Genomic DNA, 21,229 nt, shown 5'->3' on the forward strand with positions numbered 1-21,229 from the left:
TACAGACATATTTAACTAACAAAAGCTGTACATATTCTTCTTATCTTTTAGGATCAGGGCAACAATTGCTATCAATACCCATAGTCATATAAGAGTAAAACTCATGGAACTTGAATACGAAAGTAAGCGCACCCTCTATATCCCCTACGCTGGTCCGATCCTGTTAGAATTCCCTCTCCTTAACAAAGGCAGCGCCTTTACTAATGATGAGCGCAACCACTTTAACTTACACGGATTGTTGCCTGAAGCGGTTGAAACTATTGAAGAACAAGCTGAGCGCGCTTACCGCCAGTATCAAGATTTTAAAAATGACGACGACAAGCATATCTATCTGCGCAACATTCAAGACACCAATGAGACTCTGTTTTACCGCCTGCTGGACGCCCATCTCAGCGAGATGATGCCAATTATCTACACGCCTACCGTTGGCGAGGCTTGTGAACACTTCTCTGATATCTATCGTCGTGCGCGTGGGTTATTTATCTCTTACCCAAACCGTGAACACATTGACGATATGTTACAAAACGCCACTAAACAGAACGTGAAAGTTATCGTGGTAACCGACGGTGAGCGAATTCTCGGCCTTGGCGATCAGGGTATTGGCGGCATGGGGATCCCCATTGGTAAATTGTCGCTGTATACCGCGTGCGGTGGTATCAGTCCAGCCTATACATTGCCGGTAGTGTTAGATGTCGGGACCAACAACCCGCAACGCCTGAATGACCCGCTGTATATGGGATGGCGTCATCCGCGTATTTCCGGTGATGAATATTATGCTTTTGTTGACGAATTCATTCAGGCGGTCAAACGCCGCTGGCCAAATGTGTTGTTGCAGTTTGAAGATTTTGCGCAGAACAATGCCACCCCGCTGCTGAACCGCTACCGTGACGAGCTATGTTGTTTCAATGATGATATTCAGGGCACCGCGGCGGTCACGCTGGGTAGCCTGATTGCTGCCAGCCATGCCGCAGGCAGCCAGTTACGCGACCAAACCGTCACCTTCCTCGGCGCCGGATCAGCAGGTTGCGGTATTGCTGAACAGATCATTGCACAGATGATTTCAGAAGGTTTGAGTGAAGATCAAGCTCGGGCGAGAGTCTTTATGGTTGACCGTTTTGGTCTGTTGACTGACAAACTACCTAACTTATTGGATTTCCAAAGTAAACTGGTACAAAAGAGTGATTCGCTACAAAGCTGGAATCTGGCCAGTGACTCAATTTCACTGCTGGATGTGGTGCGCAATGCTAAACCGACCGTGCTGATTGGTGTCTCAGGCCAGCCGGGGTTGTTTACTGAAGAGCTGATCCGCGAGATGCACCAGCACTGTCCACGGCCGATTGTAATGCCATTGTCTAACCCGACATCACGGGTTGAAGCACGGCCAGAGGACATTATTAACTGGACCGATGGTGCCGCACTGGTTGCCACGGGCAGCCCATTCTCACCGGTTAGTTATAAGGAGAAGCTGTATCCGATTGCACAATGCAATAACTCTTATATCTTCCCAGGGATTGGTTTGGGTGTGCTGGCATCGGGCGCCCGGCGGGTGACCGACGGTATGTTGATGGCAGCCAGTCGTGCATTGGCTGACTGTTCACCACTAGCATCGAACGGTGAAGGGGCATTGCTGCCGCGTATCGACGATATTCAGGCTGTGTCAAAGAGCATTGCAATGCAGGTGGGCAAAGCGGCGCAGTTGCAAGGTGTCGCCATTGTTACCTCAGAAGAAGCGCTGGCAAAAGCCATTGAGCATAACTATTGGCAGCCGCAGTACCGCACTTATAAGCGCACATCGTTCTAGTTATTATTCGGCCTGTACTTCGGTATGGGCCGAATAACGAATCCCCCTGTAGCTTCAAGGACGAAGATAATACCCAAAGGCATTGGAGTTACAGCCAGCCGACAAGCCAACAACGCTGTAGCTTCAAGGACGAAGGGTATAAGGCTTGCGCCGCATGCGCAGGTAAAGTAGCCTTGCAAATATGACCAGTAGATTGGATGCATCAAAGGCCTGAGAATGTGGAAACGCCTGATTATTAGCTTGATTACCATCGTAGGGTTGCTGATGGTGACTGCTATTGCGCTCGATCGCTGGATTAGCTGGAAAACAGCCCCCTTTATCTATGATGAGCTACAAGACTTGCCCCACCGGCAGGTCGGTGTGGTCTTGGGTACAGCTAAATATTATCGCACTGGTGGTATTAATCAGTTTTATCAATATCGGATCCAAGGGGCGATAAACGCCTATAACAGTGGCAAAGTCAGTTATTTACTGCTTAGCGGCGATAATGCGCTGCAAAGTTATAATGAGCCGATGACCATGCGCCGCGACCTGATCGCCGCCGGTGTCGCCCCCGCTGATATCGTGCTGGATTACGCGGGCTTCCGTACATTGGACTCCATCGTGCGCACCCGTAAGGTATTCGACACCAACGATTTTATTATCATTACCCAGCGCTTCCACTGCGAACGGGCACTGTTTATCGCCCTCCATATGGGGATTCAGGCGCAGTGTTTTGCCGTCCCGTCCCCCAAAGATATGCTCAATGTGCGAGTGCGTGAGATTTTTGCCCGTCTCGGCGCATTGTCGGATCTCTATATTCTGAAACGCGAACCACGTTTTCTTGGGCCATTAATCCCTATCCCTGCGATACATGTGATCCCCGATGACGCACAAGGTTATCCGGCCGTCTCACCGGAACAATTGGTTGAACTGGAACACCGGCTGGCAGAAGAAAAGCAGAAAAATCCTGCACCAGCACCATGATTTTGAATTAGCTTTTGCTATTGGATTGGGTTTATCAAAGGTCAAGTGAGCTATGAGGCACTAACAACCGAAATCTAATCCGATCCTGTTTTTAATAATACACCCGTCCGGTTAACCCCTTTGCCCCAAGAATGCCCCTACATCACTCTCAACCTCCCCCATCTGCTGTAACAACTGCAAGGTTTCCAGTGCTTCCTCTTCATCCAGCCTGCTCATGGCAAACCCGACATGCACCAACACCCAATGGCCGATTAATGCCAGACTGGCCTGCGAGTCGGCAGCCACCAGCATAATATTCACCGAACGCCGCACACCGCACACATCCACCCAGGCAGTACCGGGCTGAGTTTCATCCAGTGCGACAATTTGACCGGGGATGCCTATACACATAGCCTAGCCTCTGCGTTATTCAATCGCCCAATTTCAGTTAAAAAAAGTAAACTCATTCCACCTCCAGTCGCTTAAGTATGACGCCATCATCAGATGCGCCGATGCGTAAATGGCTCCCGGCACACAATGGGCAACGTATCACTTTGCTACTCAGCAAATTAACCTGCTGCTGGCAATCAAAGCACCACACCTGTGACGGCTGCTGGCTAAGATGCAGCACACAACCTTCCGCCAGCGTGCCTCGGCATACCAACTCAAAACAGAACTCTAACGCCTGCGGTTCGACGCAGGAAAATGCGCCGGTTTCTAACCACACCCCCGTAATTCGCTGCGCGCCATGTAAGCGAGCCTGCTGTTCCATCATGGCAATAGCATGTTGGCACAAGGTTATTTCATGCATGACCGTGCTGCTCCTGTGGCGTATCCCTGACAATAGCGATGCAAAGAAGATGCCAGCCACGCGCTGATTTTCACTTGTTCGAAAAATCATCTAAACAACTAATAAATAACACTATTATTTAGATGTGGCCGCAACCAGATGATTAAGGTGAGCAATCACTGTCGAAGTGTCATTGATGAGCGGCGGTTTCGTCACTAATGTCGACACTTAACCACCGTAATTACGCCATTTTCACTGCCGTTTAAATCTCCGCTATTTACTCCCCCCGCCCCAATGCACAGCAGGCGTGCCTTCACCGCTCTTTTACAGCAGCAGCAGGCGTGCTGGCACAGAATATGCTTTGCAGCTTAGAAATGATTGCTATCAGCCTGACTGTCACCAGATTTTTGTCCCGGAGGGTATGGCTATGAACCGCTTTGTCATTGCGGAGTCGAGGCTTTGTATTGGATGCAATACCTGCATGGCTGCTTGCAGCCAGGTGCATAAAGCCAAGGGTTTACAAGAGCACCCCAGATTGACCGTGATGCGAAATGCCACGGTCACAGCACCGATTCTCTGTCGCCACTGCGAGGATGCATGGTGCGCGCGAGTTTGTCCGGTCAATGCCATCACGTTGACCAATAACGCCGTTGAGTTGGATGAAACCACCTGCATCGGCTGCAAGCTCTGTGGTATCGCCTGCCCGTTTGGCGCAATTACGCCCGCTGGCAGTAAGCCATTAGCCGTGCCGGAGAGCTTTCCTGAATATATTCCGATGACCGAGCTGTCTGATGTGCCATTCAGCCCGGCCAACATGAACCCGTTCCTGGCATGGACGGCCGGTGTTCGTGCCATTGCTGTGAAATGTGACCTATGCAGCTTCCAACCACAGGGACCGGAATGTGTACGGGTCTGCCCCACTAACGCACTGATGTTGGTGGATGAACACAGCATCGAGCAAGCCAATCAGGCTAAACGGCTCGCTGCGGCCCGTGGGTTTGCCAACGACCTGCCCTTTATCACCGGGGACAGCTCGCCCACCCTCTCTCACGAGGAGCAGAAAAGATGATGAACTCTCTGGAGCTACTGTGGCTCTCCTTACTGCTCTATCTGGCTGGTGCGCTACTTTCGCTACTTTTGGCTCGCCGGGAAACGCTGGCGATTTATGCCGCTGGGCTGGCTTCATTGCTGGGTGGGGTTGCTGGCTTGTTTGCCGCCGCGCCAACCTTACTGGGGGGCGATATCATTACCTTTATCACCGCCGGACCCTTCCCCTTCGCGGCCTTCAGTCTGCGCCTTGATCCATTGGCGGCCTTTATGCTGATGGTCATCTCACTGCTAGTGGTGGTCACTTCGCTGTATTCACTGGCTTATGTGCAGGAATACAAAGGGCGTGGGGCATGGGGAATGGGGGTATTTATGAACCTGTTCATCGCCTCGATGGTGGCACTGGTGGTGGTGGATAACGCCTTCTACTTTATTATTTTCTTTGAAATGATGTCATTGGCTTCCTACTTCTTGGTAATTTCCGATCAAGACGACGATGCTATCAGCGCCGGCCTACTCTACTTTCTGATTGCCCACGCCGGTTCCGTGTTAATCATGATTGCCTTCTTCTTATTGTACCGCCAGAGCGGCAGCCTGGAATTTTCCGCCTTCCGGCAGGTGCATCCAGAGCCGGTGATGGCTTCCGTTATCTTCCTGCTGGCTTTCTTCGGTTTTGGTGCCAAAGCTGGGATGCTGCCATTACATGGCTGGCTCCCACGCGCCCATCCCGCAGCCCCATCTCATGCCTCGGCCTTGATGTCCGGCGTGATGGTAAAAATTGGTATCTTCGGCATCATCAAGGTTGGTATCGATTTACTCGGTGCCAGCCAAATATGGTGGGGAGTGGTGGTGCTGGCCTTTGGTGCTGTGTCGTCGGTACTGGGAGTGCTGTATGCATTAGCCGAGCACGATATCAAACGGCTGCTGGCTTATCACACAGTTGAAAACATCGGCATTATTCTGATGGGCGTTGGGGTTGGCATGATAGGTATCGCGGGCCACCAGCCTATATTGGCCGCCCTTGGCCTACTAGGTGCACTCTACCATCTGCTTAACCATGCAGTATTCAAAGGGTTATTGTTCCTTGGCGCTGGCGCCGTTATCTACCGGGTGCACACCAAAGATATGGAAAAGATGGGTGGGCTGGCAAGGATGATGCCGTATACCGCACTGGCGTTTCTGGTGGGATGTATGGCAATTTCAGCGCTGCCGCCCTTCAATGGTTTTGTCAGTGAATGGTTCACCTATCAATCGTTATTTACTATGACCAAAGATGGTGGATTTATTATTCGTCTGGCCGGACCGATTGCCATCGTCATGCTGGCAATTACCGGCGCGCTGGCGGCCATGTGCTTCGTTAAAGTCTACGGCATTAGCTTCTGCGGCCTACCACGCACGGAAAAAGCCGCACAGGCGCGGGAAGTGCCGTGGCCAATGACGGCAGCCATGCTGTTGCTGGCCCTGCTGTGCCTGGCATTGGGGATTGGTGCCACCGAGGTAGCACCGGTGATTGCCCGCATTGCCAGTAGCCTGATAGCGGTCCCTGCGGCACAGACTTTACAGGTTGCACAAGGGCCGCTGTTGTTCCCACAACACAGTTCTCAAGCGATGCTGTCTACCCTCTACATCTTCTTCGGCTTATTAATCCTGCCACTGGTGATTTTACTGATAGCCAGTCTCTACAAAGGCAGCCGTCTGGCATTTCGCCATGGCGGTGACCCATGGGCCTGTGGTTATGCCTACGAACAAGCAATGACCGTCTCCGCCGGTGGTTTTACTCAACCCTTGCGGATGATGTTTGCCCCACTCTATCGAATGCGTAAAACCCTCTCCCCGGCACCGATGATGCAACGTGCTCTTGAGCACTCGATCAGTGGTGCCGGGCGGGTAGAGCCGCTATGGGACGACAAAATTGTGGCCCCGCTTATTCGCCTGATCCAATGGCTCAGCCAGCGTATTCAATGGCTACAACAGGGTGATTTCCGCCTCTACTGTCTGTATGTGGTCGCCGCACTGGTTACCCTGCTGATAATCGCGGCTATTTAAGGAGACGAGCAATGCCAACTACTGATATGCCTGCGGTCTCTATGATTGCCTTCGCCATTGGGCAGGCGCTTTTCATGCTGGCGCTGGCACCATTGATGTCGGGTATTTCGCGCATGGTAAAAGCCCGCATGCACTCACGCCGCGGGCCGGGCGTGCTACAAGACTATCGTGATTTAGCCAAACTGTTAAAACGTCAGGATGTAGCACCGGCGAATGCAGGCATCATCTTCCGTCTGATGCCTTATGTGTTATTAGGCAGCATGTTGCTGATTGCGATGGCGCTGCCCATTTTCACGCTAGCATCGCCATTTGGCGTGGCAGGAGACCTGATAGCCCTGCTTTATCTGTTCGCGCTGTTCCGCTTCTTCTTCTCACTGGCCGGTCTGGATAGCGGCAGCATCTTTGCCGGTATCGGTGCCAGCCGTGAGTTAACCCTTGGTGTGCTGGTGGAACCGACACTGATTCTGTCGCTACTGGTAGTGGGGTTAATCGCCGGTTCGACCAATATCGGCACCATCAGTACTGCACTCTCGACCGGCCACTGGCAATCGCCGACCGCAACCGCGCTGGCGTTACTGGCCTGTGGTTTCGCCGTGTTTATCGAGATGGGCAAAATCCCGTTTGATGTCGCCGAAGCTGAGCAAGAGTTACAAGAAGGGCCGCTAACCGAATACTCAGGTGCCGCGCTGGGTCTGGTCAAATGGGGCATCAGCCTGAAACAAGTGGTGGTGGCACAACTGTTCCTCGCCGTGTTTATCCCGTTCGGCAAGCTGGCAGTACTCACTGGATTTGGCCTGTTGTGGGCGCTACTGGCCTGCATTATCAAGCTGGTGGTGGTGTTTGTACTGGCCTCCATCGTGGAAAACAGTATCGCCCGTGGGCGCTTCCTGTTGACCTCCCGTGTTACCTGGCTGGGGTTTGGTGTTGCTGCCTTGTCCCTGGTTTTCTATCTCACAGGTCTTTAAGGAGCTAATAAACCCATCATGGAGAACATGGCTCTTATGAATATCGCCCTAATGAACATCGCCCTTGCGACCATTCTGGTCCCATTTGCCGGTGCCATCCTCACGGCCTGCTTGCCACAGCAATGGGCAAAATGGTCCTGTACTTTCTTTTCACTACTGGCAACTCTCGGAACCCTGTTGCTGGCCTATATCTACTTAAGTGGCGGGAAGATTGATGTCACGGTTGATCTAATTCACTACGGCGATATGGCGCTGTTTGGCCTGACTATCGACCGCATCAGTACCTTGATTGCTTTCGCCGTCGTCTTTCTTGGGCTGCTGGTCAGTATCTATTCTACCGGTTATCTGACCCTGGGTAATCGCGAGCATCCGCACGAAGGCACTAACCGCTACTACGCCCTGTTGCTGGTATTTATCGGTGCAATGGCCGGGTTGGTATTGTCATCCACTCTGCTGGGTCAGTTGTTCTTCTTTGAAATCACCGGCGGTTGTTCGTGGGGATTAATTGGTTACTACCAGAGTCAGAAGTCACTGCGCTCGGCACTCAAAGCGCTGCTGGTAACCCATGTTGCGGCTATCGGCCTGTATCTGGCGGCCGCGGTGTTACTGGTTAATACCGGCACCTTTGCCCTAACGGCACTGGCGCAATTAGACAACAGCACCAAAATCATAGTGTTCGGCGGCATCCTGTTTGCCGCTTGGGGGAAATCCGCCCAGTTGCCACTGCATATCTGGTTACCGGATGCGATGGAAGCCCCGACGCCGGTCAGTTCATACCTGCACGCCGCCTCGATGGTCAAAGTGGGGGTTTATATCTTTGCCCGCGCTATTTATTCCGCTGGCGATGTACCCCAAATAATTGGCACCGTGGGCATGGTGATGGCAGTGATTACGCTGATCTATGGCTTCTTTATGTATCTGCCACAAAAAGATATGAAGCGGCTGCTGGCCTACTCCACCATCACCCAGTTGTCTTACATCTTCTTCGCTCTGTCGTTGGCTATCTATGGCTCAAAAATGGCCTTTGATGGCGGCATTGCCTACATCTTTAACCATGCGTTTGCCAAGAGTCTGTTCTTCTTAGTGGCAGGTGCGCTGAGCTATAGCTGCGGTACTCGTATGTTACCCAAACTCAAAGGCATCATGGGCAAAATGCCACTACTGGGCGTGGGGTTCTGTGTCGCTGCACTGGCAATCACTGGGGTGCCACCTTTTAATGGCTTCTTCAGCAAATTCCCTATTTTTGCCGCTGGCTTCTCGCTCTCTCACGAACATTGGCTACTGATACCTCTGCTGGTGCTGGCACTACTTGAATCGGTAGCGAGCTTTGGCTGGTTCCTCTACTGGTTCGGGCAAACCGTACCCGGTAAACCATCACCAGAGGTCGCCTGCGCCAAACCGCTGCCACTGGCGATGCAGGGGGTATTGGTGATTCTGGTGATTATGTCGGTGTGCTCAAGCTTTATTGCTGTCACCTGGCTCGGATAAGGGAGTAGAAAATGACCGGAACACTTCTTGTCAATAATTTGGTCGTAAATAACCTCGCAGGGCTGCTGATCATTACCTCACTACTGGTAATCATCGCCAAGAAACCCGCCACTTCGGCGCTGCTTTATGCCTTGCAGTCACTGGTACTGGTGCTGATTTTTCTGGTACTGGCTGAAACCTTGGGTGCCCACGAGCTGTACCTGTGGTCGCTGAGTGCCTTTGTCACCAAAGTGGTGCTGGTGCCGTGGATTATGTATCGCGCTTTTCGCCAAATGGACGATCCCAAAGCCAATGGCGGCATCATTGGTACCGCCAGCCTGATTTTTATCGCCGCCATCATTATCTTGTTGAGCTACTTCGTGGTTGAACCGGTGCAACTGCCCATGGTCAGCGCACTGAAACCGGCGCTGGCCGTCTCATTGGGGCATTTTCTGATTGGCCTGCTGTGTATCGTCACCCAACGCAATATTCTGAAAAATATCTTTGGCTATTGCCTGATGGAGAACGGGGCTCATCTGATGCTGGCGCTGCTGGCCTTCCGCGCACCGGAATTGGTCGAGATTGGCGTTGCCACCGATGCCATCTTCGCGGTGATTGTGATGACGCTCATGGCGCGCAAGATTTACCGCACGCTGCACACGCTGGATGTTAAACAACTGACGGCGCTAAAGGGGTAATGAAATGAGTAATACTGACCTGCTGTTGTTGCTGCTGGCGATACCTCTAATAGCCTCATTGCTCGCGTTCGCTTGCCGGGCGTTAGGCAGTGCCGCACGGATGGCAACCACTTGGGTGCATTTTACCGGCATCACTGTGTTGCTAGTGGTGGCGCTGACGGTAGTGTGTCGGGTTGCGCTGGGCGGGGAGATTCTGGCGGCGCATAATTGGCTGCATATCGATAGTCTCAGCGCGCTGTTCCTCGCTATTCTGGGCATTATCGGCTTTATCACCGGTCTCTATTCCATTGGCTATATGCGCCATGAAGTGAATAATGGCGAAATCACAGTTGGCACGCTGTGCAACTACTACGGTTTCTTCCATCTGTTCCTGTTCACCATGCTGTTGGTGGTCACCAGTAATAACCTGATCCTGATGTGGGTTGGTATTGAAGCCACTACCCTCAGCTCAGCCTTTTTGGTGGGATTATACGGGCAGCGCTCCTCACTGGAGGCGGCGTGGAAGTACATTATTATCTGTACCGTCGGTGTGGCATTCGGGTTGTACGGCACAGTGCTGGTATATGCCAATGCCGCGAATGTGCTGGCAGATCCGGGCAGTGCTATCTTCTGGACCGTGGTTTCTGAACACGCTAAAGAGTTGGACCCCAGCCTGATGCATCTGGCGTTTGTCTTTATCCTGATTGGCTTCGGTACCAAAACCGGGCTGTTCCCAATGCATTCGTGGCTACCGGATGCCCACAGTGAAGCTCCTAGCCCCACCAGCGCCCTGTTATCCGCCGTACTGCTTAACTGCGCCCTGCTGGTTATCATCCGTTACTACATCATTATCAGCGCCGCCATCGGGCCACATTTCCCACAAATGCTGCTGTTGGTGTTCGGCATGATGTCGGTTGCGGTATCCGCCTTCTTTATTCTGGCTCAGCGCGATATGAAGCGTTTACTGGCCTATTCCAGCGTCGAGAATATGGGGTTAATTGCGGTTGCGCTGGGCATTGGCGGCCCGCTAGGTGTGCTGGCAGCACTGTTCCACACCTTGAATCACAGCCTGGCTAAGACCTTGCTGTTCTGTGGTTCCGGCAATGTGTTATTGAAATACGGCACGCGGGATATGGGCGCGATTAAAGGCATTATCCGCGTCGCACCGCTGACTGCGGTGTTACTGGCTGGTGGCGCATTAGCGCTGGCCGGGATGCCGCCGTTTAACGTATTTATCAGTGAGTTTATGGTGGTGGCTGCCGCGATTGACGCCGGCCATATTTGGCTGGTTATCGCCCTGCTCTTGCTACTAACACTGGTACTGGCCGGATTGGTACGCATGATAGCCAACACCGTATTGGGAACACCACCGGCAGCGGTCAGCAAAGGCGAACTGGGTATTCTGACCACCGCGCCGATGGCGATACTGTTGTTGTTGATGCTGTTGCTTGGCGTGCATATTCCGGCTCCAGTGACCCGTTTATTGACCGATGCGGCCCAGATTGTTCTCAATAACGATGGCAGTGAGCCAACCCAGCAACAATTTATGCTGCCGTGGCAGCACCTCTCTCCACCGCAACCCGTAACTCAGCCCATTCCATCCGTTGCACAGAGCCATAGTGCGGTGCAACTAACCCCGAATCGTCAGGAGATGTAACGTGACTCGCGAAACCCCTATTTCAGCTATTCCGGGTTCAGGTCAGCCGGTGTCAAGCCATCCACACAGCGGTGAAAAGCTGGGTGCAGCCTATGTAGCCCGCCTGCGTGAACAATTTCCTGCGGCGATTTTAGATGAAGAGTGGCAAACCCCTGATCAACTGACCATTACCATCAAACTAAATAGCCTGCCCGATGTGGTAGAGCACCTTTATTATCAACAAGGTGGCTGGTTGTCGGTGCTGTTTGGTAATGATGAACGCAGCCTGAATGGCTATTTTGCCATTTACTATGTGCTGTCGATGGAAGGCCGTGAACAATATGGCGAAGAGACCGGTAAGCAGTATGGCGATAAGTGCTGGGTGATTGTCAAAGCACTTATCAGCCCCGAACGACCGGAGTTCCCGTCAGTCACACCTCGGGTACCTGCCGCCGTCTGGGGCGAGCGAGAAGTACGCGATATGTATGGTCTGCAACCGGTTGGTCTGCCTGATGAGCGCCGTTTAGTGCTGCCCGATGATTGGCCGGATGACCTCTATCCGCTGCGTAAAGACACCATGGACTATCGCCAGCGCCCCACGCCCACCAGCGATACAGAAACCTATCAGTTTGAAAACGAAGCAGGCAGCAGTAGCCGGGTGGTGCCTATTGGCCCAATGCATATTACCTCTGACGAACCGGGTCACTTCCGGCTGTTTGTCGACGGCGAAGATATTATTGATGCCGATTACCGCCTATTTTATGTCCATCGTGGCATGGAGAAACTGGCCGAAACTCGCATGGGTTACAACGACGTCACCTTCCTGTCAGATCGCATCTGCGGCATCTGTGGCTTCACCCACAGCGTGGCCTACACCTCTTCCATTGAAAATGCTTTGGGCATTATCGTGCCGCCACGGGCACAGATGATCCGCACCATTTTGCTTGAAGTAGAGCGGCTGCACAGCCATCTGCTCAATATCGGTTTGTCTTGTCACTTTGTTGGTTTCGATACCGGTTTTATGCAGTTCTTCCGCGTGCGTGAAAAAGCGATGACGATTGCTGAGATGCTCACTGGCGCACGTAAAACCTATGGTCTGAATCTGATTGGTGGCGTCCGCCGCGATATCCTGAAAGCGGATCGCATCAAAACGCTGCAATTGGTCTCGGAGATGCGTGCCGATATCGGCCAGTTAGTGGATATGTTGATGAGCACCGCCAATATCGAACAACGTACCGTGGGGGTGGGCCTGCTGGATCGCAAAATCGCCCGCGATTTCAGTCCGGTCGGCCCAATGATCCGCGCCAGTGGCTATGCGCGTGATATGCGCCATGACCACAGCTACGCCAACTATGCCAATGTGCCCAAAGAGTTGTTTACCCTTGATGGCTGCGATGTCCACTCCCGCCTGCTGGTGCGGGTGCGCGAGTTCTTTGACTCGCTGGTGATGATTGAATATGGCCTGAACCATATGCCCGGCGGGCCGCTGCTGGAAGAAAAAGTCAATTACCAACCTTACAAGTTCGCCCTCGGGTTCTCGGAAGCACCACGTGGCGAAGATGTGCATTGGAGCATGACCGGCGACAACCAGAAGCTATTCCGCTGGCGCTGCCGTGCGGCAACTTACGCCAATTGGCCGGTGCTGCGTTATATGTTGCGCGGCAATACCGTCTCTGATGCGCCACTGATTATCGGCAGCCTCGATCCCTGCTACTCCTGTACTGACCGGGTCACGCTGGTGGATGTGCGCAAGCAAAAATCCGTCACTGTGCCGTACAAAGAGATCGAGCGTTATGGCATTGAGCGCACCCATTCGCCGCTCAAATAGAGGGATGAAGAATGTTAAAACTGTTTAAAACCATCCTGAAAGTGGGCGACACCACGGTGAAATACCCGTTTAAGCCGCTTGAGGTCAGCCACGGTTTTCGCGGCAAACCGCAATATGATGCCGAGCAATGCATCGCCTGTGGTGCTTGTACCATGGCCTGCCCTGCCAATGCGCTAACCATGGAAACCGATCTTGCTAGCGGCACTCGTCAGTGGCAGTTATTTCTCGGGCGTTGCATTTTTTGTGGCCGCTGTGAGGAGGTCTGCCCGACCCGCGCCATTGTGTTATCACAAGAGTTTGAACTGGCCGTCTTCAACAAAGCGGATTTGTATCAGCGCGCCAGTTTTACCCTTGCCCATTGCCAGCAATGCCAGCAACCCTTTGCACCGAAAAAAGAAGTGGATTATGTCATGGCACTGCTGATTCATTCCGGGATGGCGGCCGAGGATGTCGAGCAGCAGCGGCCACATTTTGAAACTTGCCCTGAGTGTAAGCGCAAACAGAATATCGTTATTAATAACAACGTCATGCTGGATCAGCATAGCGAAGGGAGGGGCAAGCTATGAGCCAACCACATTCATTAAAACCGGGCTGGGGGCACCATGTTAGCCAGCCGATCGCACTTGATCCCTCGGTTGCCCAGTTAAAAAGTAAATTATTGAAAGATATCAAGCGCTCCGCCTATGTCTATCGGGTGGATTGTGGTGGCTGCAACGGCTGTGAGATTGAGATTTTCTCCTCAATCACCCCACTGTTCGACACCGAGCGCTTTGGTATCAAAGTAGTCGCCTCCCCCCGCCACGCGGATATTTTGCTGTTTACCGGTGCGGTTACTCGCGCCATGCGCACACCGGCACTGCGCGCTTATGAATCGGCACCGGACCCAAAAATCTGCGTCTCTTACGGCGCGTGTGGTTGTGGTGGTGGCATCTTCCATGACCTGTACTGTGTCTGGGGTGGCAGCGATACCATCGTACCGATTGATGTGTACATTCCCGGTTGCCCGCCGACCCCAGCCGCAACCATCTATGGTTTTGCCGTGGCATTGGGTCTGCTGGAGCAAAAACTGAAAGGCGAAGAGCATCAGGAGAGTGCCGATGAACGCGTCGCGCTGATTCACCCCGATGCACCGCTCAATCTGCGAGTGCTGTTGGAGCGTGAAGCGCGCCGTATGGCCGGCTATCGCCAGGGGCGGGAAATCACCGACAGTTTCTTGTCGCTGCTGGTCAATCAGCCATTACCGGAATTTGAACAGCGCTGCCAGAACTACCTGCGCCAACAAGATGATCCGCGTCTGAGCGAGATATTCGCCAACCTGCAACACATTGCCCTGATACAATTGGCGGGAGGCAAAGCTGATGTCCGCTAAGGTTATTTTCTATGCACTGAATCAGAAGTTCCTCGACAGTGATGACGATATGCCCGAGCAAGCACAACAAGTGATGTATTACTCACTGGCTATCGGCCACCATGTCGGGGTGATTGATTGCTTAAAAGCCATCATGGAATGCCCGCTGGCAGAATATGAACAATGGTTTGGTCAGTTGCCCGCCGGCGAGGCTCACCGCAAGATGGCCGGTTTACTGAAGTTTGGTGAAATCACCATCGACAGTACCCATACCCAGTTATTGGCAAAAGCCTTCGCACCACTGGCTGAAAACTCCGCCTCACTCCACCAGCCATGGAGCCAACAACTGCTGCAAACCCTGTACGATATCGAGCAGGAACCTGCCATCTATTTAATGGTGAAACGCCGCCCATGAACATGCCACATCCCCCCGCCACTCACACCACCGCCCTCAATCTGGTGTTAACCGTTGGCAACAGCATGATGGGCGATGACGGCGCAGGCCCACTACTGGCTGAACGCATGACACAACAACCACTGATTGACTGGCAGGTGATTGACGGTGGTTCGGCACCGGAAAATGTGGTGCATCGTATTCGCGCATTGCAACCGACGCGATTAGTTATTGTCGATGCTGCCGATATGGAGCTGCCGCCGGGTGAGATTCGCATCATTGACCCTGAGCGAATTGCCGAAATGTTTATCATGAGCACCCATAATTTACCGCTCAACTTTCTAATTGATCAGTTAAAGGAAGATATTAGCGAAGTCATTTTTGTAGGGATTCAACCCACCTTAGTAGCGTTTTACTTCCCAATGACCGAGCCAGTAAAACAGGCGGTAGAAACGGTGTATCAACAACTGCCACACTGGCAAGGTGACGGTGGTTTCGCGCATTTATAGCGAAATGACGGCATGGCGTCGTCAAATTTGCCGACGTCATGCCAGCCGACAGTTTCCTGTTAACCTCCCCGCCCACATCAGCATCCACTAATCCTTTATAAAACAATCACATTTATTCACTTTTACCTGACCACTTCAAGTTGGCATAAACCATGCAGTATGTAAGGTAATGAGCCAGATTAGCTGTTCTAAACGTGAATCTGCCAGATCTATCAATTTATACCCAATAGATTTCAAGGTGCAGGAAGGCGGCAAGCGAGTGAGTCCCGATGAGCTTACTCAAGTAAGTGATTCGGGTAAGCAAGTGCAGCCAACACATCTGCAACTTGAAAGATGAAGATATTTATCCCCAATAGATTTCAAGGTGCAGGAAGGCGGCAAGCGAGTGAGTCCCGATGAGCTTACTCAAGTAAGTGATTCGGGTAAGCAAGTGCAGCCAACACACCTGCAACTTGAAAGATGAAGATATTTATCCCCAATAGATTTCAAGGTGCAGGAAGGCGGCAAGCGAGTGAGTCCCGATGAGCTTACTCAAGTAAGTGATTCGGGTAAGCAAGTGCAGCCAACACATCTGCAACTTGAAAGATGAAGGGGAAGGAGAGAACACAATGAACCGGTTCATAATCGCAGACCCCAAAAAGTGTATTGGCTGCCGCACCTGTGAGGTGGCCTGCGTGCTGGCACACAACGGTGGCAAGCTGGACACGCTAACTAAAGCCAATTTCGCGCCTCGGCTGAAGGTGGTTAAAGGGCTAAATGTCAGTACCGCCATTATGTGTCGGCACTGTGAAGATGCCCCTTGTGCCAATGTTTGCCCGAACGGCGCAATTGTTCGGGCAGCGGACAGTATTCAAGTGTTGCAGGAAAAATGCATTGGCTGCAAAACCTGTGTCGTTGCCTGCCCGTATGGTGCGATGAGCGTCGTGACCAAACAGGTCGAAGTGATGTTTAACGGCCTCTCACAAGGATTCTGCCTGAAAGCCGAAGCACAGAAATGTGACTTGTGCGAAGGGCAAGCCGCCGGCCCGGCGTGTATCTCCGTTTGCCCAACGCAGGCGCTGCACATGATTGGCCGCGACACCATGCAGGCCATGCTGCGCAAAAAACAGATGCGCGCTGCTTTGGATGAAGCCAACGAAATGAGCTTTTAGTCAATAAGGCTGCGGCTCCAAGAACGAAGGGTAATTATTATGAAAAAAGCATTAACGGTCTGCCCGTACTGTGGCTCCGGCTGCAAAATCAATTTGCTGGTTGAGAATGGCAAAGTGGTTGGCGCTGAAGGCGCAAATGGCGTCACCAATCAGGGTGAGTTGTGTCTGAAAGGCTACTATGGTTGGGACTTTCTCAATGACACCAAATTGCTAACTCCGCGCCTTAAACAGCCGATGATCCGTCGCCAAAAAGGCGGCAAGCTGGAGGCGGTATCCTGGGATGAAGCGATTGAGTTTGCTAGCAGTAAACTGCGAGCAATCAAAGAAAAATATGGCCCGGAAGCCATTATGCATACCGGTTCATCCCGTGGCCCAGGCAATGAAACCAACTATGTGATGCAGAAATTTGCCCGTGCGGTTACCGGCAGCAACAATATTGACTGCTGCGCCCGTGTTTGCCACGGCCCGTCGGTCGCCGGGCTGCAAGTGACATTGGGTAATGGCGCGATGAGTAATTCAATCTGTGAGATTGAAGATACCAAATGTATTTTAGTGTTTGGCTACAACGCCGCTGACTCCCATCCGATCGTGGCCCGCCGTATTCTGAAAGCCAAAGAAAAAGGCGCGAAAGTGATTGTCTGCGATCCACGCCATATCGAAACGGCGCGTATTGCAGATCTCTGGTTACCCCTGAAAAACGGCTCCAATATGGCACTGGTAAATGCCTTTGCCAATGTGTTGATCACTGAAGAGCTGTACGATAAAGATTATGTCTCCCGCTATACCGAGGGCTTCGACGAGTACCGTGAAATCGTCGCCAAATACACCCCGGAATATGTCGAAAGCATTACTGGCCTGCCGGCGAAATCAATTCGTGAAGCCATGCGTATCTATGCCGCCGCCCCTTCAGCCACCATCTTGTGGGGGATGGGTGTCACTCAGTGGGGCCAGGGCGTAGATGTCGTGAAAGGGTTGTCAGGACTGGCACTGTTAACCGGTAATCTGGGGCGCCCGAATGTCGGTGTTGGTCCGGTACGCGGGCAAAACAACGTGCAGGGTGCCTGCGATATGGGCGCATTGCCAAATATGTATCCGGGTTATCAATCTGTGACCGATCCCGCCACACTGGAAAAATTTGCCAAAGCCTGGGGGGTACCATCCCTGTCCGATAAAGTCGGTTACTCGCTGACCGATGTTCCACATAAAGTGAAAGAGGGGAAAATTAAAGCCAACTACGTGATGGGCGAAGATCCACTCCAGACCGAACCGGATTTGTCCATGATGCGTGAAGCCTTCAGCGAATTAGAACTGCTGATTGTGCAAGATATCTTTATGACTAAAACCGCAGCCGAGGCGGATGTTATCTTCCCCGCCACCTCGTGGGGCGAACATGAAGGGGTCTATTCTGCAGCAGACCGTGGTTTCCAGCGGTTTGAAAAAGCGGTTGAGCCACAAGGTGATGTAAAACCAGATTGGGAAATTATTAGTCTGATGGCGACCGCACTCGGCTATCCGATGAAATATAACAATACCAAAGAGATTTGGGATGAACTGCGTGAGTTGTGCCCGCTGTACTATGGCGCAACCTACGAGAAAATGGCAGGTTTGGGCTATATCCCATGGCCATGTACCACTGAAGACAGCCCCGGTACACCCTGGTTGTATGCCGGTAATAAGTTTGACCGTCCTGGCGGCAAAGGGTTGTTATTTGCCAGTGAATGGCGTGCGCCAATGGAACTTGTGGATGAGCAATATCCGCTGGTGTTGTGTACCGTGCGTGAAGTCGGCCACTACTCCTGCCGTTCGATGACTGGCAACTGTTCCGCACTACAAACGCTGGCCGATGAACCGGGTTATGTACAAATCAGCCCGCAGGATGCAGATAAAATGCGCTTGCAGGATCAACAACTGGTATGGGTAGAATCCCGTCGCGGTAAAGTTATCACGCGGGTCTCAGTCAGTGAACGTATTAATGTCGGCGCGGTATATATGACCTACCAGTGGTGGATTGGTGCCTGTAATGAGCTGACGCTGGACCATCTGGATCCGATTTCCAAAACACCGGAATATAAATATTGCGCGGTGAAGCTGGAAGCCATCCCAGATCAGACGTGGGCAGAAAACTATGTGCAACAGGAATACAGTCAGTTGAAGGCGCGGTTACGTAGAGAAGCCGAAGTGGGGTGATCGGTTAACGGCTACTGCGCTTTGCCATTCTGGGTTTACGCAGTGCTCGCCACCGTCATGTACTTATATGTACACTCCGGTGGCTGTGCGCTGAGCGCGCCCAGACTGGCTTTGCTCGCGACGCCGCGTTCAGGTAGAAGGGTTTGGCACTGCTTGGTTCAACACGGTATTCGGTAAATAGATATTAGTTTTATTCGAAGCAAATAAATGAGTTAATCCATCCCATCGTCATCTTCGATACTTTTTACTGATATTCCTAACCGCTGCATCCGTGATAACAAGGTGGTGCGTTTTAGCCCTAACTTAATGGCAGCCCCTTTTGGCCCAGCAACCACGCCGTTGGTTTCACGTAATACCCGAACAATTTGCGCGCGCTCAGACTCTGAAGATTCAGGCTCTTCACTTTCAGGTAATAAGGTTTTATGCACAACCCTTTCTGCCACAGGTTTAGTAACCTCTAGCGGTGACAGATGATATTCCAGCTCTTGTAACTGCAAATTCAGCGTAGTACCACGGCTAAGGATGACCGCCCGCTCAATAACATTTTCCAATTCACGAATATTGCCTGGCCACGGTAAACGGCTGAGCAAACGTAATGTTTCACCAGGAATTGTGTCGATAGTGCGATTCATCCGTTTGGCTATTTTCTGAGTAAAGAATTTCACCAGCAACGGTATATCTTCCGGCCGCTCACGCAGCGGAGGGATCACAATCGGAAAAACATTAAGACGATAATAAAGGTCGCTGCGGTATTCGCGATTCACCATCATCAATTTTAAATCACGATTGGTCGCAGCAATTAGGCGAACATCCACCGGAATAATTTTACTGCCGCCAAGGCGTTCTATTTCCCGCTCTTGCAATACACGTAATAATTTAGGCTGTAGTTCCAGAGGAATATCGCCCACTTCATCAAGAAATAGTGTGCCGCCGTCAGCCATTTCAAACCGGCCAATACGCTGTGATGATGCACCGGTATAAGCCCCCTTCTCATGACCGAACAGATCACTTTCCATCAATCCCGATGGAATGGCTGCACAGTTCATTTTCACCATGCGTTTATTCTTGCGGGTACTCAAATTATGAATAGCCCGGGCAATCAGCTCTTTGCCGGTGCCGGTTTCCCCCAGGATCAATACGGTACAATCACTGGAAGCCACCATCTCAACTTGTTCCAGTACTGCTTTAATCCCTGCACTATTACCGATTATCTCGCCAAACTCTTCATTATGAATAATCTGGTCCGTTAGATAGAGATTTTCATTTACCAACGAATCTTTTAGGCGGGTAATTTCGTTGTAGGCCAGCGCGTTATCAACCGCAATGGCAATACGAGCTGCAATTTGGCGCAACAGTTTTACATTGCTATCAGTGAAAATATCACTCTGACATTGTGCCAGTTTCAAAACACCTAACATTTTGTGACCGAAAAAAAGCGGCAACAGGCAAACAACTTGTAACCCTTCATCCAGCATATTTGCCAGTTGCTTATCATCCGGTGCTAAAAGAGAGATATCAGCCAAATTAACCAACAATAACGCTTTGCTCTGTAAAACCTGCCCAGCCAAAGTGCCGGTAATATCCACCCATGCCTGCTGATACTGTACGGCCTTACCACTCTGGTAGCGGGTAGAGAATACATTTAACTTATTTTTATCCTTATGGGTACCGCACAGCGCTAAGCTAATGTAATCAATATTAAAAAATCGATGTATCTCTTTTGATACTTCTGCCGCTAATACATCCAACTCCAGCTTAGAAATAACCGTATTGGTCACATCCACTAAAATCCGATAGTGGTCGCGCTCAAAGCGCAGTTTTTCACGCTCGGAAAATGCCCGATTGATTTCAGCAATATTATCAACGGCGATTGCCACTACATCTGCCAGTAATCCCAGAAAAGTAACTGCTTGTTCATCAAACTCACTGTCATCAGTTTTAATAAATTCAATACAGCCTGACCAATGATTGTCATGGCCCAAGGGAAAATGGCAGCCAGAGTGCAATTCCTGATAGGGAATCAAATCACAAACAGCAGAAAACTCCCTTTGCATACGGCGATGGTCAGTCTGCAAAGGCGTCTGCTGCTGCCAGGCTAAGCCACCGGGGCCTTCGGCAAACAAGATATTTTGCGATCCCTGCACCCTGTTGGTCGCATCGTCATGGGTATAAAGGGTATTTTGGTTATAAAGAGGGTTAAGCAATAATAAATTGACCCGCTGAAAACGCACCACAGAAAAAGAGAGCTTTCTGAGTTCATTCACTAAATCGGTTATATCCCGTAGCAATAATAACTTTTTTGATACCGTGAACAGTGTATCTTGCCAAACTTGAGCCAGTGTGGGACGGGGTAGTTTTTTTGCTCTATCCATAAACGTCGTTATTAAGCCCGGAAAAATGATCACTACTTTAAGGTATTAAACTGAACAAATATATAT

18 protein-coding genes are annotated in these 21,229 nt (G+C 51.5%); 15 read left to right on the top strand and 3 right to left on the bottom strand.

Annotated elements, in window-relative coordinates; translation table 11 throughout:
• Positions 1–103: 103 nt before the first annotated feature.
• Both V2A84_RS11580 and sanA read left to right on the top strand, forming a co-directional pair.
• Entirely contained in the window at positions 104–1,801 is a 1,698-nt protein-coding gene (locus V2A84_RS11580) for an NAD-dependent malic enzyme (RefSeq protein ID WP_083159362.1), read from the top strand.
• Positions 1,802–2,017: 216 nt separating this feature from the next.
• Positions 2,018–2,767, top strand: a complete 750-nt coding sequence (gene sanA / locus V2A84_RS11585; protein WP_083159363.1) for an outer membrane permeability protein SanA — start codon at positions 2,018–2,020, stop codon at positions 2,765–2,767.
• A 111-nt stretch (positions 2,768–2,878) separates the two neighbouring features.
• Here the strand turns inward: sanA and V2A84_RS11590 are convergent, their stop codons facing one another.
• Together V2A84_RS11590 and hypA are read right to left on the bottom strand one after the other, a co-directional pair.
• The gene (locus tag V2A84_RS11590) at positions 2,879–3,157 is read right to left on the bottom strand and encodes a HypC/HybG/HupF family hydrogenase formation chaperone (RefSeq protein ID WP_083159364.1); all 279 of its coding nucleotides are present in this window, start codon (positions 3,155–3,157) and stop codon (positions 2,879–2,881) included.
• A gap of 52 nt (positions 3,158–3,209) precedes the next feature.
• Positions 3,210–3,557, bottom strand: a complete 348-nt coding sequence (gene hypA, locus V2A84_RS11595) for a hydrogenase maturation nickel metallochaperone HypA (protein ID WP_083159365.1) — start codon at positions 3,555–3,557, stop codon at positions 3,210–3,212.
• Between the two features lie 406 nt (positions 3,558–3,963).
• Here hypA and V2A84_RS11600 point away from each other — a divergent pair, with 406 nt between their 5' ends.
• The 13 genes from V2A84_RS11600 (at position 3,964) to fdhF (ending at position 18,791) form a co-directional block, all read left to right on the top strand.
• On the top strand, positions 3,964–4,605 hold the full coding sequence (locus tag V2A84_RS11600; RefSeq protein ID WP_032906844.1) for a 4Fe-4S dicluster domain-containing protein: 642 nt from the start codon (positions 3,964–3,966) through the stop codon (positions 4,603–4,605).
• Complete coding sequence (gene hyfB, locus V2A84_RS11605) at positions 4,602–6,629, top strand: hydrogenase 4 subunit B (protein ID WP_442848859.1); 2,028 nt, start codon at positions 4,602–4,604, stop codon at positions 6,627–6,629. Before V2A84_RS11600 ends, hyfB begins: the two co-directional genes overlap by 4 nt.
• 11 nt (positions 6,630–6,640) lie before the next feature.
• Entirely contained in the window at positions 6,641–7,594 is a 954-nt protein-coding gene (locus V2A84_RS11610; RefSeq protein WP_083159367.1) for a respiratory chain complex I subunit 1 family protein, read from the top strand.
• Positions 7,595–7,630: 36 nt separating this feature from the next.
• Entirely contained in the window at positions 7,631–9,082 is a 1,452-nt protein-coding gene (locus V2A84_RS11615; protein WP_442849132.1) for a hydrogenase 4 subunit D, read from the top strand.
• Positions 9,083–9,093: 11 nt separating this feature from the next.
• Complete coding sequence (gene hyfE / locus V2A84_RS11620; protein ID WP_083159369.1) at positions 9,094–9,759, top strand: hydrogenase 4 membrane subunit; 666 nt, start codon at positions 9,094–9,096, stop codon at positions 9,757–9,759.
• Positions 9,760–9,763: 4 nt separating this feature from the next.
• Positions 9,764–11,395, top strand: a complete 1,632-nt coding sequence (locus tag V2A84_RS11625; RefSeq protein WP_442848860.1) for a hydrogenase 4 subunit F — start codon at positions 9,764–9,766, stop codon at positions 11,393–11,395.
• A gap of 1 nt (position 11,396) precedes the next feature.
• Positions 11,397–13,202 carry a hydrogenase large subunit gene (locus V2A84_RS11630; protein WP_083159372.1) on the top strand — a complete coding sequence of 602 codons (1,806 nt, stop codon included), beginning with the start codon at positions 11,397–11,399 and terminating at the stop codon, positions 13,200–13,202.
• An 11-nt stretch (positions 13,203–13,213) separates the two neighbouring features.
• On the top strand, positions 13,214–13,768 hold the full coding sequence (gene hyfH / locus V2A84_RS11635; protein ID WP_083159374.1) for a hydrogenase 4 subunit H: 555 nt from the start codon (positions 13,214–13,216) through the stop codon (positions 13,766–13,768).
• Positions 13,765–14,571, top strand: coding sequence for an NADH-quinone oxidoreductase subunit B family protein (locus V2A84_RS11640; RefSeq protein ID WP_372568905.1), 807 nt, complete (start codon positions 13,765–13,767; stop codon positions 14,569–14,571). Before hyfH ends, V2A84_RS11640 begins: the two co-directional genes overlap by 4 nt.
• The gene (locus tag V2A84_RS11645; protein WP_083159378.1) at positions 14,561–14,965 is read left to right on the top strand and encodes a formate hydrogenlyase maturation HycH family protein; all 405 of its coding nucleotides are present in this window, start codon (positions 14,561–14,563) and stop codon (positions 14,963–14,965) included. The genes V2A84_RS11640 and V2A84_RS11645 overlap by 11 nt, the downstream gene beginning before the upstream one ends.
• Before the next feature lie 2 nt (positions 14,966–14,967).
• Complete coding sequence (gene hycI / locus V2A84_RS11650; protein WP_083163776.1) at positions 14,968–15,453, top strand: hydrogenase maturation peptidase HycI; 486 nt, start codon at positions 14,968–14,970, stop codon at positions 15,451–15,453.
• Positions 15,454–16,061: 608 nt separating this feature from the next.
• On the top strand, positions 16,062–16,604 hold the full coding sequence (locus tag V2A84_RS11655; protein ID WP_032906839.1) for a 4Fe-4S binding protein: 543 nt from the start codon (positions 16,062–16,064) through the stop codon (positions 16,602–16,604).
• A 39-nt stretch (positions 16,605–16,643) separates the two neighbouring features.
• Positions 16,644–18,791, top strand: a complete 2,148-nt coding sequence (fdhF, locus tag V2A84_RS11660; protein ID WP_442821085.1) for a formate dehydrogenase subunit alpha — start codon at positions 16,644–16,646, stop codon at positions 18,789–18,791.
• A 212-nt stretch (positions 18,792–19,003) separates the two neighbouring features.
• On the opposite strand, the gene flhA is transcribed toward fdhF, so the two are convergent.
• Positions 19,004–21,163, bottom strand: coding sequence for a formate hydrogenlyase transcriptional activator FlhA (gene flhA, locus V2A84_RS11665; protein WP_442848861.1), 2,160 nt, complete (start codon positions 21,161–21,163; stop codon positions 19,004–19,006).
• Positions 21,164–21,229 lie beyond the last annotated feature (66 nt).

It is taken from the genome of Yersinia sp. 2553 StPb PI (assembly GCF_052217105.1).
Classification (GTDB): Bacteria; Pseudomonadota; Gammaproteobacteria; order Enterobacterales; family Enterobacteriaceae; genus Yersinia; species Yersinia enterocolitica_E.